The 14,313-nt window shown below is 71.8% G+C and carries 10 protein-coding genes and 1 other RNA gene; 3 read left to right on the forward strand and 8 right to left on the reverse strand.

Annotated features, from left to right (window positions below):
• Nucleotides 1-56: 56 nt before the first annotated feature.
• From ACIP6W_RS10345 to ACIP6W_RS10370, 6 genes are all read right to left on the reverse strand, one after another.
• Nucleotides 57-1,481, reverse strand: a complete 1,425-nt coding sequence (locus ACIP6W_RS10345; RefSeq protein WP_209682874.1) for a UDP-glucose/GDP-mannose dehydrogenase family protein — start codon at nt 1,479-1,481, stop codon at nt 57-59.
• The gene (locus tag ACIP6W_RS10350; RefSeq protein WP_400429327.1) at nt 1,478-3,070 is read right to left on the reverse strand and encodes a glycoside hydrolase family 26 protein; all 1,593 of its coding nucleotides are present in this window, start codon (nt 3,068-3,070) and stop codon (nt 1,478-1,480) included. The genes ACIP6W_RS10345 and ACIP6W_RS10350 overlap by 4 nt, the downstream gene beginning before the upstream one ends.
• Nucleotides 3,063-4,664 carry a glycosyltransferase family 2 protein gene (locus ACIP6W_RS10355; RefSeq protein WP_271826537.1) on the reverse strand — a complete coding sequence of 534 codons (1,602 nt, stop codon included), beginning with the start codon at nt 4,662-4,664 and terminating at the stop codon, nt 3,063-3,065. Before ACIP6W_RS10355 ends, ACIP6W_RS10350 begins: the two co-directional genes overlap by 8 nt.
• A 503-nt stretch (nt 4,665-5,167) precedes the next feature.
• Nucleotides 5,168-8,140, reverse strand: coding sequence for a bifunctional [glutamine synthetase] adenylyltransferase/[glutamine synthetase]-adenylyl-L-tyrosine phosphorylase (locus tag ACIP6W_RS10360; RefSeq protein WP_400429330.1), 2,973 nt, complete (start codon nt 8,138-8,140; stop codon nt 5,168-5,170).
• A 21-nt stretch (nt 8,141-8,161) separates the two neighbouring features.
• Nucleotides 8,162-9,499: a type I glutamate--ammonia ligase gene (gene glnA / locus ACIP6W_RS10365; protein WP_066654028.1), complete on the reverse strand. Its 1,338-nt coding sequence runs from the start codon at nt 9,497-9,499 to the stop codon at nt 8,162-8,164.
• A 36-nt stretch (nt 9,500-9,535) separates the two neighbouring features.
• Nucleotides 9,536-9,715 carry an SPOR domain-containing protein gene (locus ACIP6W_RS10370; RefSeq protein ID WP_066654026.1) on the reverse strand — a complete coding sequence of 60 codons (180 nt, stop codon included), beginning with the start codon at nt 9,713-9,715 and terminating at the stop codon, nt 9,536-9,538.
• A 610-nt stretch (nt 9,716-10,325) separates the two neighbouring features.
• Here ACIP6W_RS10370 and map point away from each other — a divergent pair.
• The 3 genes from map to rnpB all read left to right on the forward strand — a co-directional run bounded on the left by map (nt 10,326) and on the right by rnpB (nt 12,560).
• A complete protein-coding gene (gene map, locus ACIP6W_RS10375; protein ID WP_066658125.1) occupies nt 10,326-11,189 on the forward strand; it encodes a type I methionyl aminopeptidase in 864 nt (287 codons plus the stop codon).
• Nucleotides 11,190-11,217: 28 nt separating this feature from the next.
• On the forward strand, nt 11,218-11,967 hold the full coding sequence (gene ppgK / locus ACIP6W_RS10380) for a polyphosphate--glucose phosphotransferase (RefSeq protein WP_066654024.1): 750 nt from the start codon (nt 11,218-11,220) through the stop codon (nt 11,965-11,967).
• Between the two features lie 238 nt (nt 11,968-12,205).
• Nucleotides 12,206-12,560, forward strand: an RNA gene (gene rnpB, locus ACIP6W_RS10385) — RNase P RNA component class A.
• Between the two features lie 100 nt (nt 12,561-12,660).
• On the opposite strand, the gene ACIP6W_RS10390 is transcribed toward rnpB, so the two are convergent.
• Entirely contained in the window at nt 12,661-13,395 is a 735-nt protein-coding gene (locus tag ACIP6W_RS10390; RefSeq protein WP_066654022.1) for a zinc ribbon domain-containing protein, read from the reverse strand.
• On the reverse strand, nt 13,392-14,297 hold the full coding sequence (locus ACIP6W_RS10395; RefSeq protein ID WP_400429334.1) for a Nif3-like dinuclear metal center hexameric protein: 906 nt from the start codon (nt 14,295-14,297) through the stop codon (nt 13,392-13,394). The genes ACIP6W_RS10390 and ACIP6W_RS10395 overlap by 4 nt, the downstream gene beginning before the upstream one ends.
• Nucleotides 14,298-14,313: the final 16 nt, after the last annotated feature.

The raw sequence follows: 14,313 nt of genomic DNA on the forward strand, positions 1-14,313 counted from the left end.
ACAGGAGCGGGGTCCCTGCCGCCCCCGGCACGGACCCCGCTCCTGCGCGGTGACGACTAGCGCGCTGCGGCCAGCACGTCGTTCGACCCCGCCGCCACGCTCACGGCCGAGCTCGCGACCGGTGTGGGCCGCCCCAGGGAGCGGACGGACCACCCGGCCTCGACCCAGTCGGCGACCGGGAGGCAGTTGCGGGCGTCGATGACGGTGCGACGGCCGACGATGCCGCCGAGCGACACCGGCGACGCCTGCACGATCTCGTCCCACTCCGTCAGGACGAGCACCACGTCCGCACCCTCGACCGCGTCCTCCTTCGTCGCCGCGTAGGACAGCGTCGGGAAGGAGCGACGAGCGGTCTCGTTCGCCTCCGGGTCCCACAGCGTGACCTGCGCGCCGCGGAGGTGCAGCGCCGCAGCGACGTTGAGCGCCGGCGAGTCCCGGACGTCGTCGGTGAGGGGCTTGAACGCGGCTCCGACCACGGCCACGCGGCGGTTCAGCACGGAACCCCCGAGCGCCTCGATCGTCATGTCGATGACCCGTTCGCGCTGCCCCATGTTGATCTCGTCGACCTGCTGCATCAGTCCGACGACCCGACCGGCGCCGATCTCGTTCGCACGGTGCATGAGCGCACGGATGTCCTTCGGCAGGCAGCCGCCGCCGAAGCCGAGCCCGGCGTTCAGGAACTTGCGCCCGATGCGGACGTCGTGCCCGAGAGCGTCGGCGAGCGTGGTGACGTCGGCACCGGTGATGGCGCACATCTCGGAGATCGCGTTGATGAAGGAGATCTTCGTCGCGAGGAACGCGTTCGCGCTGACCTTCACGAGCTCGGCGGTCGCGAGGTCCGTCGTGATGACCGGCGTGCCCTCGGCGATCGGTGCCGCGTAGACCTCGCGGATCACCGCGTCCGCCGCCGCCGACGCGCCGCCCCAGACCAGACGGTCGGGGTGCAAGGTGTCGTCGACGGCCTTGCCCTCGCGGAGGAACTCCGGGTTCCAGACGAGCTCCGCCTGGATGCCGGACGGGCTGAACTCGCGGACGATCCCGCGCAGTCGCTCCGCCGTCCCGACGGGCACCGTGGACTTGCCGACGATGAGCCCCGGGTGGGTGAGGTGCTCCGCGACACCGCGGGTGGCGGCCTCGACGTAGGTCAGGTTCGCAGCGTGCGACCCGGCCTTCTGCGGCGTCCCGACGCAGACGAAGTGGACGTCCGCGGCGGCGACGGCCTCGGCCAGGTCGGCGGTGAACCGGAGCTTCCCGGTGGCGACGTGCTTCGTGATGAGCTCGGGCAGGCCGGGCTCGTAGAACGGCACCTCGCCGGCGGACAGGGCGGCGAGCTTCGCGGGGTCGACGTCCACGCCGATGGTCTCGAAGCCCATCTCGGCCATGGCGGCCGCGTGGGTGGCGCCGAGGTATCCGGTGCCGATGACACTGATGACGGGAGCCGGCCGCACGTCGGCGGCGTCGGTCTTCTTCTGAGCGGTCACTGCTTGACCTCCTGCAGGTCGTAGTCGGTGTCGGTGCGGGCGATGCCCTCGGCGAAGGTCGCCAGGCTGTCGGCGCGGGAGTCGAGGCGCCAGTCGTTCGTGGTGCGGGCGCCGTCGACGATGGTGGTGGCCACCTGGCTGAAGTACGCGAAGCCGATGACGTCGCGGTTGGCGGGGTCGGCGAGGGCGTCGAAGAGCGAGTCGATCCACTGCGACTTCTGGCTGTCCGAGACGCTGCCGCCGGTCTCGGTGGCGCCGATCTCGTTGAGCAGGACGTGCTTGCCCGGCGCGACCTGCCGGAGCTGCGCGAGGGTCGCTCCGAAGGTGTTCTGGAACGTGGGCTGCTCGGTGGCCGTGCGGTAGTAGCCGCTCATGCCGACCCAGTCGACGTAGTCGGCGCCCGGGTAGTACTGCCGCATGTAGTCGAGCGTCTGGTACTTCGGGTTGCCGAGCTTGTCGATGCGCGACGGCGACCAGTTCCAGATGACGTAGTCGTTCGCTCCGTTGGCCTGGAAGACGTCGTGCACGTGCTGCCACATGGCGACGTAGGACCCCGGCGCGTTCTGCTGCTTCGACCCCTCGGACCAGTTGTACCACTGGCCGTTCATCTCGTGGTCGAGGCGGATGACGACGGGCATCCCGTTCGCCTTCAGCGCCGTCGCGTAGGACGCGAGGTAGTCGTCGAACTTCCCAGAGACGATGTCCTGGTTCGTGTAGCCCGCGACGTACGGCTGGTCGTTCCCGGTCTTCGCGGGCACGGTCTCCCACGTCATCATCGGCAGGCGGCCGTTCGCCCACGACCGTTGGACGGCGCTGGCATTGAAGTCCTGGTCGAACCCCTGGAAGTAGCCCACCATGTTCGTGGCCCGGCCGACCTCCTGCGAGACGCGGTCGTACTCGGCCCAGTTGAAGGGCGACTGCGTCGTGTAGAGCCCGTACCAGCGGGACTGCTGACCGAGGATCTGCGCCTTGGTCGGGGTCGTGATCGGTTCGGACGCGACCGGGTCCTTCGACGGTCCCGCGGTCCCGCCGGTCCCGCCGCTCCCGCCCGTCCCGTCGGAGGCGCCCGAGCCCGAGCCCGCGCCCGAACCGGAGCCGGAGCCCCCGCCCGAGCCGGCGCCGGAGTCGGAGGCGCCGGCGGCGGTCCCCGCAGCGCTCCCGCTCGGACCGGACCCGCCGGAGGAACCCGCCGGGCCCGACCCCCCGGCGGACGCCTTGCCGCCGCTCGTCGCAGCGCCGAGGTCGGACTGCAGCGAGGCGATCTGCGCCTTCAGGCGGGTGATCTCCTCGGCCCGCGACCCGGCCTGCGCTCCCGAGGAGTCGAGCTTGCCCTCGAGCTTCCAGATGGTCTGCTGCGCCGCGTCGAGCTTCGCGCTGAGTTCGGCGGCGGTGGGCTGCTTCGCCTTCGGCGGGGTGACGCCGAGGGCGGTCTGCACCGCGCTCGACACCGGGCCGGCCGGCGACACCCACACGGTCCAGGTGATCAGGCCGAGCACCAGGACGATCGCGACCGTACCGATCGCGGTGCGACGGGCGTGCTTGCTCGACTGGGCCCACCACGTGCTGGTGGAACGGATGAGGTCAGACAATGAGGAACGCCTCCAGTGCGAGGATCGCGAACCCGATGAGGTACGGGATCGCGGCGTACGGGTTGCGACGGCGGGCCTTCGCCGACGCCGGACGGACAGGCGCGGCGGGGGCCGCAGCCGCCGCCGCCGATCGCCGGGTGGCGAGGACCGTCGCGGTCGAGTTGGTCGTGGCGTCGGCACCGAAGAGCTCGTCGAACGCGCGGTCGGCCGCGGTCTGGTCGCCGACGTCGACCCGGGACCGGGCGACGTCGGTGCGGTCCGCCGGTGGCAGCCCGGCGTCGACCGGGCTGACCGGCGTGCCGGTGGCGGTCGGCTGGACGGCGGCCGCAGGGTCCTCCTCCATCGGTCCCCCGGCGTACGCCCCGGCGCGGGTCCCCCACCCGGACGCGTGCGCCAGGCGGAAGAAGCCGATGAGCCGGATCGGCATGAGGAAGAACGTGGAAACGATGATGAACATCGGCAGCCGGAAGAAGTCGCTCGGCTTCTCGGCGAGGTGGCGCATCTGGCGGACCGCCATGCTCAGCACGCTGGAGACGACCATGAGCCCGGCGACGTAGACGAAGCCCGTCGAGAAGCCGTACTGCTGCAGGATGCCCTGGTACAGGTTCTCGCCCTGCCCGGTCACCGCGCGGTAGATCCAGCCGGCGATCACACCGAAGAGCATGAACGGCAGGATGATGTCGGTGAGGAAGAACACCGCCAGGATCGGCGCGTGACCGAGCATCCACGGGAGCATGCGCAGCGTGTTGTACTGCGAGCCGCGGGCCCAGCGCAGTTGCTGCTTGAACAGCTTCTTCACCTGCAGCGGAGCGTCCGTGTAGACCAGCGACGTGTACTGGTAGACGGTCCGGTAGCCCTCCTTGAGGGTCAGGTTCGTCAGGGTGCGGTCGTCGGACACCTCGAGGAAGACACCCATGAACTCCTCGTGCATGAACCGGTCCATGACACGGGCGAGGATGTTCCGGCGGAAGGCGATGGTGCGCCCGGGCAGGCACCCGATCTGGCCGAGCACGCTCTGCGCCGGCATCGAGTAGAGCGCCCGCGAGTTCTCGAGCCAGTCGGCCCACCGGGTGATCCACGAGCGCGTCGGCTCGAGGATGCGCTGGCGGGTGGTGACCCCGCCGACGGACTCGTCGGCGAAGGGCTTGAGCAGCTCGGAGAGCGTCCCCGGGGTCCACACCGTGTCCGAGTCGACGAGCACGGTGATGTCGCCCGTCGACATCTCGGTGCCGACCTTGACGGCGTTGCGCTTGCCCGGGATCGGCGTGTGGGTCCAGCGGACGAGCGGGGCGAACTCGTCGCAGACCTGCTCCAGCGCCTCGTTCCTCGCGCCGTTGATGACGACGATGATCTCACCCGGCCCCTGCTCGACCATGCGGCCGATCACGTCACGGAAGAGGTCGATCGGCTCGTCGACGACGGGGACGACCACGCTGGTCGTCCCGACGAAGGTGCCGGTGTAGGGGCGGTAGCGGGCGGACAGGACGACCTTGAGCAGCCAGAGCAACCAGATCACCGCGGAGTACACGGCGAACAGGTAGAACTCGGGGTGCCCTTCGACCATCTGCCGGATCTGCAGAATGAAGGTGAACATCGATCCCTGCTTCAACGTTCGAGGTGGGGATTCCGCTTCATCGAGGAACCGTGGGCGGTTCGGGTGAGCCCATTGAGGCAGAAGCTGGGTGCCACCGCAACGCGACCCCTGTCCGGGGGTGTTTCCAGGAGGTCACGGGGTACAACGCAGTCCCCCTCGCGGCAGACCACGGCTGTCCGCACTGCTGCTGACAGCAGGAATGTGGACCGGTCCACCGCCGTCCGGAGCGCAACAGCAGCCGATGACGGCCCGGGAGGCGGGGCTCATCAGTGCAGGAAACCCCAGGTCGAAGGGCACGTACCCCCGTCCGGGGGGTGCCTGGTCGGGGCCGCTGCCGCCCCGGTCCGCAGCCCCCGATCACGGTCCGGTCACGACGGGTGGGCCCGTGCCGGTCGGGGTACAGCGCGGCAGCCGTCGGGGGACGGCGGACGACATCAGGAATTCATCGACGACGACGTGTCACGTTCCCCCGCGGACGTCGGTCCGGGCGTGTCGCCCCACCCTCAGGCGCCGTAGAACTCCCGCTCGAAGACCTGGCGAGCGCGCCGTGTGACGCCGAGGTAGTCGTCCTCGAGCCGGGACGCCGATCCGGGCGGGTACTCCATCAGGCGCGCGATGCCCTCGAGCTGCACCCGGTCGACGGGCAGCACGTCGGTCGTCTTCCCGGACCAGAGCACGAGGGCGCTCCGGGTGCGGGACGCGAAGCGCCAGGCGGCGCCGAGGCGGTCGGCGTCCTCCGCCGCGACGAGCCCGGCGGCGGTGGCGGCGTCGAGCGCCTCGAGCGTCGAGGTGGTCCGGAGCCCGGGCACCGTCGTCGCGTGCTGCAGCTGCAGCAGCTGCACGAACCACTCCACGTCGCTGAGGGACCCGCGGCCGAGCTTCAGGTGCCGCGCTGGGTCGGCTCCGCGTGGCAGCCGCTCGGACTCGACGCGGGCCTTGATGCGCCGGACCTCGCGGACCGCCTGCTCGTCGATGTGCTCCGGGTACCGGGTCCGGTCCGCCAGGTGCTCGAAGTCCCGCAGGAGTCCGTCGTCGCCGACGGCACCACGGGCCCGGAGGAGCGCCTGCGCCTCCCACGTCAACGACCACCGGGCGTAGTACGCGCCGTACGACTCGAGCGTCCGCACCACCGGTCCGTTCTTCCCCTCCGGACGCAGGTCGATGTCGAGCTCGAACGGGTGGATGGCGTCGTCGGTCAGCCGCGACAGCTCACGGACGATGCGCTGCGCCGCCCGCGAGGCCTGCTCCGACTCGAGGCCCTCCGGCGCCCGGTACACGTAGAGCACGTCGGCGTCGGACCCGAAGCCGAGCTCCCGGCCACCGAAGCGTCCCATCGCGACGATGCCGAACGCCAGGCCCTCGGGAGCGTCCCGCCGCGCGAGGGTGAGCGCTCCGGTCAGGGTCGCCTCGGAGACGTCGGACAGCGCCGGACCGAGTGCGTCCACGTCGAGGTGGCCCAGCACTGCGGCCATGCCGAGCCGGAGCGTCTCGCGACGTCGGGCGGACCGGACGAGGGCGGCGGCACCGTCGACGTCGTCACCGTGTCGGGCGGTCGTCGCGGCGTGTTCGGCGAGCAGGGACGCCAGCGGTCGGGGCCGGAGGAGCGTCTCCGGTTCGTCGAGCCACGCGACCGCTTCGGGGAAGCGCTCGAGCAACCCGGCGAGGAACGCCGACTCGGACAGCACGGTCGTCAGGGAGTGCGCGGCGCCCGACGAGTCGCGGAGCATGCGGAGGAACCAGCTCGACTCCCCCAGGGTGTCGCTGAGGCGCCGGAACGCCAGGAGCGCCCGGTCCGGAGCCGGCCCCTCGGCCATCCACCGCAGGAGCACGGGGAGCAGGTTGCGCTGGATCGCGGCCCGCCGACTGGTGCCCTGCGTGAGCGCGCGGATGTGGCCGAGCGCGCCCGAGGGGTCCGCGAAGCCGATCGCGCCGAGGCGGTCGGCCGCCTGGTCGTTCGTCAGGACGATGTCACCGTCGGTCGCGGCCACCGCCGAGAGCAGCGGTCGGTAGAAGAGCCGCTCGTGGAGCCCGCGGACCTCGAGCTTCACGCCGCGCCACCGCTGCTCGAGCGCCGACGCCGAGGTCGCGAGCCCGGTCGAGCGTGCGAGGACCCGGAGCTCGTCCTCGTCGGAGGGCATGAGGTGCGTGCGCTGCAGTCGTCGGAGCTGGATGCGGTGCTCGAGGAGGCGCAGCAGGGCGTAGTCGGGGCCGAAGCGTGCGGCCTCGGGTCGGCCCACGTACCCGGCGGCGGCCAGCGCGTCCATCGCCTCGAGCGTCGAGCGGACCCGCACGGTGTCGTCGTCGCGGCCGTGCACGAGCTGCAGGAGCTGCACGGTGAACTCGACGTCGCGCAGCCCGCCCGGCCCGAGCTTGATCTGGCGGTCGACCTCGTCGTCCGGGATGTGCTCGGTGACGCGTTCCCGCATCCGTTGCACCGACTCGACGAACCCGGGCCGGCCGGCGGAACTCCAGACGAACGGGGCGACCGCTGCGGCGTAGCGCTCCCCCAGGTCCCGACTGCCGGCGATCGGCCGCGCCTTGAGCAGCGCCTGGAACTCCCACCCCTTCGCCCAGCGCTCGTAGTACGCCACGTGCGAGTCGAGCGTCCGGACGAGCGCGCCGTCCTTGCCCTCCGGCCGAAGGTTGGCGTCGACCTCCCACAGTGCCGGTTCGGCCGCGAGGTCGGTGATGGCGTGCGTCGCCGCGATCGCCAGCCGCGTCGCGATGAGGACGGCGCGGTCGGTGCCGACGCCGGAGCCGGTCTCGTCGTCACGGGTCGACTCGGTGACGAAGATGACGTCGACGTCGCTGACGTAGTTGAGCTCGCGTGCGCCGGCCTTCCCCATGCCGATCACGGCGAGCGGGGTGGCCTCGACGTCGGCGGCGGGGAACGGGACCTCGCGCCGGGCGACGGCGACCGCCGCCTCGAGCGCCGCGCCGGCCAGGTCGGCGAGCCCCGCGGCGACCGCCGGGAACGCCTCGGTCGGGGCGGGGTGCAGCACGTCGAACAGGGCGATCTGCGCCAGGTGTCGCCGGTAGCGCACCCGCAGCCGGAGGCGGGCGTCCTCACCGGTGGCGTCCGCGACCGCCTCGGCCAGCGACTCCGTGTACGCCTCCTGCGACCACGGCGGGGTGACCGGCTCGAGCAGCAGCGCGATCTCCGCCGGACGACGGTGCAGGAACTCCCCGAGCCCCGTCGACGCACCGAGCAACCGGACGAGCCGCTCGGTGGCCGCCCGGTCCGCCAGGACCGGCCGCAGCTCGTCCGGCGCACGCTCGAGGAGCCGCTCGAGCAGCCGGAGCGCACCGTCGGGATCGGCCGTGGACTCCCACAGGGCCGGGGCGTCGGCGACCGGCACCCGCAGGTCGGGGCCGAACCGGGCCTCCAGGCCGGCGATCCGCTCCAGGCTCTCCGACAGCTCCGCGAAGCCCAGGCGGGCCATCTCGGAACGGGACGTCTTCGTCCGACCGGTCATGGGTGGCGCACCGGGCGGCTGCTAGAGCGCGCCGAGGTTCGTGCGGAGCTCGAACGGCGTGACCTGGTCGCGGTAGGCCTTCCACTCCTGCCGCTTGTTGAGCAGCACGAAGTTGAAGACCTGCTCGCCCAGGGTCTCGGCGACGAGCTCGGAATCCTCCATCAGCCCGAGGGCGTGGTCGAGGCTGGCCGGGAGCTGCTTGTAGCCGAGGGCCTTGCGCTCGGCGTCGGACAGGCTCCAGACGTTGTCCTCGGCCTCCGGCGGGAGCTCGTAGCCCTCGTCGATGCCCTTGAGGCCCGCCGCGAGGAGCAGCGAGTACGCCAGGTACGGGTTCGCGGCGGAGTCGATGCCGCGGTACTCGACGCGGGCGGACTGGCCCTTGTTCGGCTTGTACAGCGGCACGCGGACCAGGGCCGAACGGTTGTTGTGGCCCCAGGTCACGAAGGACGGGGCCTCGTCACCGCCCCACAGGCGCTTGTACGAGTTGACGAACTGGTTCGTCACGGCGGTGATCTCCGGCGCGTGCCGCAGCACACCGGCGATGAAGTGCTTCGCGGTCTGCGACAGCTGGTACTCGCCGCCGGCCTCGTAGAAGGCGTTCTGGTCGCCCTCGAAGAGCGAGACGTGCGTGTGCATGCCGGAGCCGGGCTGCCCCGACAGCGGCTTCGGCATGAAGGTCGCGTAGACGCCCTGCTCGATCGCGACCTCCTTCACCACCGTGCGGAAGGTCATGATGTTGTCCGCCATCGTCAGCGCGTCGGCGTAGCGGAGGTCGATCTCGTTCTGCCCGGGGCCCGCCTCGTGGTGGGAGAACTCCACCGAGATGCCGAGGTCCTCGAGCATGCGCACCGAGCGGCGGCGGAAGTCGTGGGCGCTGCCGCCGGGGACGTTGTCGAAGTAGCCGGCCTGGTCGACGGGCTGCGGGCCGCCGTCCGCCCAGTCGCGGCTCTTCAGCAGGTAGAACTCGATCTCGGGGTGCGTGTAGAAGGTGAACCCACGGTCACTCGCCTTCGCCAGCGTCCGCTTCAGCACGTTGCGAGGGTCGGCGACGGCGGGCTGGCCGTCGGGCGTCGTGATGTCGCAGAACATCCGCGCCGTCGGGTCGACCTCGCCCCGCCAGGGCAGGATCTGGAACGTCGAGGGGTCCGGGTGCGCCAGGACGTCGGCCTCGTAGGAGCGCGTGAGGCCCTCGATCGCGGAGCCGTCGAACCCGATGCCCTCCGCGAAGGCCCCCTCGACCTCGGCCGGGGCGATCGCGACGGACTTCAGCGTGCCGATGACGTCGGTGAACCAGAGTCGGATGAACTTGATGCCCCGCTCCTCGATGGTGCGGAGCACGAAGTCCGTCTGCTTGTCCATGGACGCCCTTTCCGTGGTGCTGCTGGGGCTCCCAGCCTATTGGTCCGCGTCGTCCCAGCGCTCGTTGTTCGCCTTGATGCGGTCCAGGGCGTGTTGCGCGTCCTCGCGGGTGTCGAACGGGCCGATGCGGTCGCGCTGCGGCGACTGCGGGCCCTGCTCCACCTCGTGCGTCTTCTCGTTGAACCACCACTGGGACTCGATGCGTTCGTCGCTCATGGCGCCACCGTACCCACGGCGGTCGGGCGGTGCCCGCGCGCGACGGGTGCGGGGTCCGCAGCCGAGTCTCGGGCTTGGCGACGGTCCTCGGGCACCGGGGCGCGCGATCGGTCGCTCAGCTCGAGACTCGCGGGGTCGCGGACCGGCGGACCGGCGGACCGGAGGACGGGCCCGGCCGGGCGGTGGCGGCGACCGGCCTGGAGGCTCGGTGCCGGTCCGGCGGGCCGGCACCGCTCCTCCAGGCCGTCGCGTGGGGCGCGGGGCGCTGGGCGGGCGGTCCTGAGGGCGGGTTCGAGCCGGGGCGTCGCCGGTGCCCCGCGCGGCGCCGCGAGACGCCGGCGTCACCGCCGGACGCCCTCGACACCGCGAGACGCCGCCGGATCACGCGGCGTCTCGGCACGGACGGGGCGTCTCGCACCGACGCCGGCGTCTCGCGCACGTGTCGGTCGGCGCGGCGTCTCGGCACCGGCGAGGCGTCTCGCACCGACGCCGGCGTCTCCCGCACGTGCCGCGCCTCGCGCACGTGCGGGGCGTCTCGCGCGGCCGCCGGCGGCTCGGCGCCGGCGTGCGGCGGGACGGCGGCCTGCCGCACCCGGTTAGAGTGGTCGGCATGCCCCGGGACGAACACGGACACCTGACCGCCGGCCGGATCTCCCCCCAGCGCCCCGTGCCGAAGGACATCGAGCGTCCCGAGTACGTCGGGCGCGTCGAGCCCCACGAGCACGGACTCGGTGACACGTACACGCCGGACGAGGTCGAGCTGATCCGGGCCGCGGGACGCATCGCCTCGCAGGCCATCGATGCCGTCGGGGACGCCATCCGCCCCGGGGTCACCACCGACGAGCTCGACCGGATCGGCCACGAGTTCGTCGTGTCCCACGGGGCCTACCCCTCCACGCTCGGCTACCGCGGGTACCCCAAGTCGCTCTGCTCGAGCCTGAACGAGGTCATCTGCCACGGCATCCCGGACGACACCGTGCTGCAGGAGGGTGACCTGGTCAACATCGACATCACCGCCTACAAGGACGGCATGCACGGCGACACGAACCGCACGTTCGTCGTCGGGCAGGCGTCGCAGGAGGTGCAGGACCTGGTCGACCGCACCCGCACCGCGCTCGAGCGCGGGATCAAGGCCGTGGCCCCCGGACGGCAGGTCAACGTCATCGGACGAGCGATCGAGGCCTACGCGAAGCGCTTCGGCTACGGCGTCGTCCGTGACTACACCGGTCACGGCGTCGGTCGGGCCTTCCACTCCGGGCTGATCATCCCCCACTACGACGCGCCGCGCTTCGACGACGTCATGGAGCCGGGCATGGTGTTCACCATCGAGCCCATGCTCACGCTCGGCGGCATCGAGGCCGACATCTGGTCGGACGACTGGACCGTCAGCACCCGCGACAAGTCCTGGACCGCACAGTTCGAACACACCCTCGTCGTCACCGAGCGCGGCGCGGAACTCCTCACCGTCTCCTGACGGACACTCTCGAAAGGCACCGCTTCTCATGACCTCCCTCGCAGTCGGCGTCGACATCGGCGGTACGGGCATCAAGGGCGCGATCGTCGACGTCGCCACCGGCGAGCTCACGACCGACCGGATCAAGAAGGCCACCCCCGAGGGCGGCAAGCCGCACGACATCGTCGCGGTCGCGAAGTCGATCCTCGACGAGCTCGCTCCGGCGGCGGACGTGCCCGTCGGGGTCTGCTTCCCCGCGATCGTCCGTGACGGCAAGACCATGTCGGCTGCGAACGTGTCGAAGAAGTGGATCGGCTTCGAGGCCGAGGCGCTCTTCGAGAAGGAGCTCGGTCGTTCCATCCACTTCGTCAACGACGCCGACGCCGCCGGGTTCGCCGAGCAGCAGTTCGGCGCGGCGAAGGGCAAGGACGGGCTCGTGGTCGTCACGACCCTGGGGACCGGGATCGGCACGGCGCTGATCAACGACGGCGTGCTCATCGTCAACTCCGAGCTCGGCCACCTGGAGATCGACGGGCACGACGCCGAGACGAAGGCCTCGTTCGCGGCCAAGGAGCGGGACGAGCTGTCCTGGAAGCACTGGGCGAAGCGCCTGCAGAAGTACTACTCGACGCTCGAGGCCCTGCTCTCCCCCGAGCTCTTCGTGGTCGGCGGCGGTGTGTCGAAGCACCACGAGGAGTTCCTGCCGCTGCTCGACCTGCAGGCGGACATCATCCCCGCGACCCTCCGGAACAACGCCGGCATCATCGGGGCAGCGACCCTGGCGGCGCGCAGCAAGTAGGCGGCGCTGCCGGCAGCGCTGCTCCTGCCCGGCGGCCGGCTCCGGCTGTCCGGCGAGCGGGCAGGACATGCCGCGCGTGATCCGACGAACGGGTGCGATCGGTCGGGTGTCAGCGTCGAGCGTGACAGATCTGGCCCGCTCGGCGAACGACGGCGGGCAAGAGAGGGGCCGGACGGCGGGACCGTCGGCAGCAGGCGGGCGCGGGACGGGGTCGGCAGCGGTAGACTCAGGGTGCGAACGGGTCGGTGAGACGGTCGCGTCACTCCCCCGGGAGTGCCGAGGAACGTCCGGGCTCCACAGAGCAGGGCGGTGGGTAACACCCACCCGGAGCAATCCGCGAGACAGTGCCACAGAAAGCAGACCGCCGGCGGCGACGTCGGTAAGGGTGAAACGGTGGTGTAAGAGACCACCAGGGGTCCGGGTGACCGGATCCGCTCGGTAAACCTCGCCCGGAGCAAGGTCAGACAGAGGACGACGAGGCTGCTCGCTGAGTCCTCGGGTGGACCGCTGGAGGCCGGCGGCAACGTCGGTCCGAGAGAGATGGCCGTCACCGCGAGAGCGGGACAGAACCCGGCGTACGGCCGGCCCGTTCGCACACACGACACCACGAGCGCGCCCCGCGCGTCCCCACCGACGACGGACGGGAGGCTCGTGGCGGTGTCGCCACGTGCCTCCCGTCCGGTGGTCCCGCGTCTACAGGCCGGACTCGGCCGTGCGCACCAGGATCGCGTCGCTGTCGGGGCAGAGCACGACGTCGTCGGGCGCGGCCCGACGGATGTCCTGCAGGTCCGAGTTCGTGAGGGTCACGCCCGAGGCGGTCGAGACCCCGCCCTGCAGCAGCGACGCACCGAAGCCGTAGCGGGCACGCTGCCGGTCGTACAGCGCCAGCAGGTCCGCGGGCACCTTCGTGGCGACGGCCGCACGGCTCTGGACCGCCGACTCGCGGTCGGCCTCGGCACGGGCGATCTCGGAGTCACGTTCCGCGACCAGGGTGGCACGGTCCGCCTCGACCCCGGCGAGCTTCGCCTCGATGTCCCCGACGCGAGCGCGGTGCACGTCGAGCTGCTCCATCACCTCGAGCTCGGCGGTCTCCAGGTCGCCGATGCGGCGACGGAGGGACTCCATCTCGCTCTCGAGCCCGGCGGCGTCCTTCGCGCTGGAGACGTTCTGCAGCATCGTCGTGTCGCGCTCGATGCGGGCCTGCGCCGTCGCGGTGTCCGACTCGAGGCGTGTGCGTTCCCGTTCGGCGTCCTCGACCTGGCCGGTCGCGGCGGCGAGTTCGGCGCGCAACGAGGCGGCGGTCGTGCCGAGCTCCGTGAGACGGTCGCCCTTCTGCAGGGCGGTGATGCGGTGCGACAGACGGGTCACGTCGTTGTCGAGGCGCTGGAGGTCGAGGAGGACGACCTGGTCCTCGGGTGCTGCCTTCACGGTCGGTCTCCTTCGGGGGCGGGGGTGGGAGCGGCGGTGCCGGTCGAGCCGGAGCCGTCCGCAGCGGTCGGTCCGGGTGTCGGCTCGGCCGCGGGCAGGACGGCGAAGTCCCAGGGGTCGGTGCGCAGGTCGCTGACGGTCACGCGGACGCCGGCGAGTCGTCGGAGCTGCTCGGCGGCGACGTCGAGCCAGAGCCACTCGGTCGCCCAGTGCGAGGTGTCCACCAGCGCCGGGCCGTCGACGAGCAGGGCCTGCTCGCGGAACTCCGAGGCGGGGTGGTGCCGGAGGTCGCTCGTGACGTAGACGTCGGCGGTGCGGACCGCGGCGTTGCCGAGGTAGGCGTCGCCGGCCCCGGCGCACAGCGCGACCGTGCGGACGGGCCGGTCGAAGTCGCCCGAGACCCGGACCCCGGTGGCCGTCGGCGGCAGGAGGTCGACGAGCTGCCGGGCGAGCGCGCCCAGGGTGATCCCGTGCGGCAGGACCCCGACACGACCGATGCCGGTGCCGGCCTCGGCCCCCGGCTCGAGCGGCCGCTGCTCGGAGAGACCCAGCCGGTCCGCGAGCACGGCCGAGGTACCGGTCGTCACGACGTCGGCGTTCGTGTGCGTGGCCAGCAGGGCGGTCCCGCCCCGCACGAGCGTCGCGAGGACCCGTCCCTTGGCGGTCGTCTCGTCGATCGTGGTGACGCCGCGGAGCAGGAGCGGGTGGTGGGTGAGGAGCAGGTCGGCACCCACGGCGACGGCCTCGTCTGCCGTGGCCGGCACGGCGTCGACGGCGAGGTGGACGTGCTCGACCGGCTGGTCCGGGTGCCCGGAGACGAGCCCCACGGCATCCCAGGACTCGGCGCCGGCGGAGGGCCACAGGTCCTCGATCACGGCCTGGAGTTCGCGGAGCGTCGGCATCCCGTCAGTCTACCGA

The sequence above is a fragment of the Curtobacterium sp. NPDC088465 genome, assembly GCF_044753165.1.
GTDB lineage: Bacteria > Actinomycetota > Actinomycetes > Actinomycetales > Microbacteriaceae > Curtobacterium.

Coding starts and splice junctions, on each gene's coding strand:
- ACIP6W_RS10355 (WP_271826537.1), bottom strand. CDS start 4,664: ATGTTCACCTTCATTCTGCAGATCCGGCAGATGGTCGAAGGGCACCCC.
- map (WP_066658125.1), top strand. CDS start 10,326: ATGCCCCGGGACGAACACGGACACCTGACCGCCGGCCGGATCTCCCCC.
- ppgK (WP_066654024.1), top strand. CDS start 11,218: ATGACCTCCCTCGCAGTCGGCGTCGACATCGGCGGTACGGGCATCAAG.
- ACIP6W_RS10370 (WP_066654026.1), bottom strand. CDS start 9,715: ATGAGCGACGAACGCATCGAGTCCCAGTGGTGGTTCAACGAGAAGACG.
- ACIP6W_RS10360 (WP_400429330.1), bottom strand. CDS start 8,140: ATGACCGGTCGGACGAAGACGTCCCGTTCCGAGATGGCCCGCCTGGGC.
- glnA (WP_066654028.1), bottom strand. CDS start 9,499: ATGGACAAGCAGACGGACTTCGTGCTCCGCACCATCGAGGAGCGGGGC.
- ACIP6W_RS10395 (WP_400429334.1), bottom strand. CDS start 14,297: ATGCCGACGCTCCGCGAACTCCAGGCCGTGATCGAGGACCTGTGGCCC.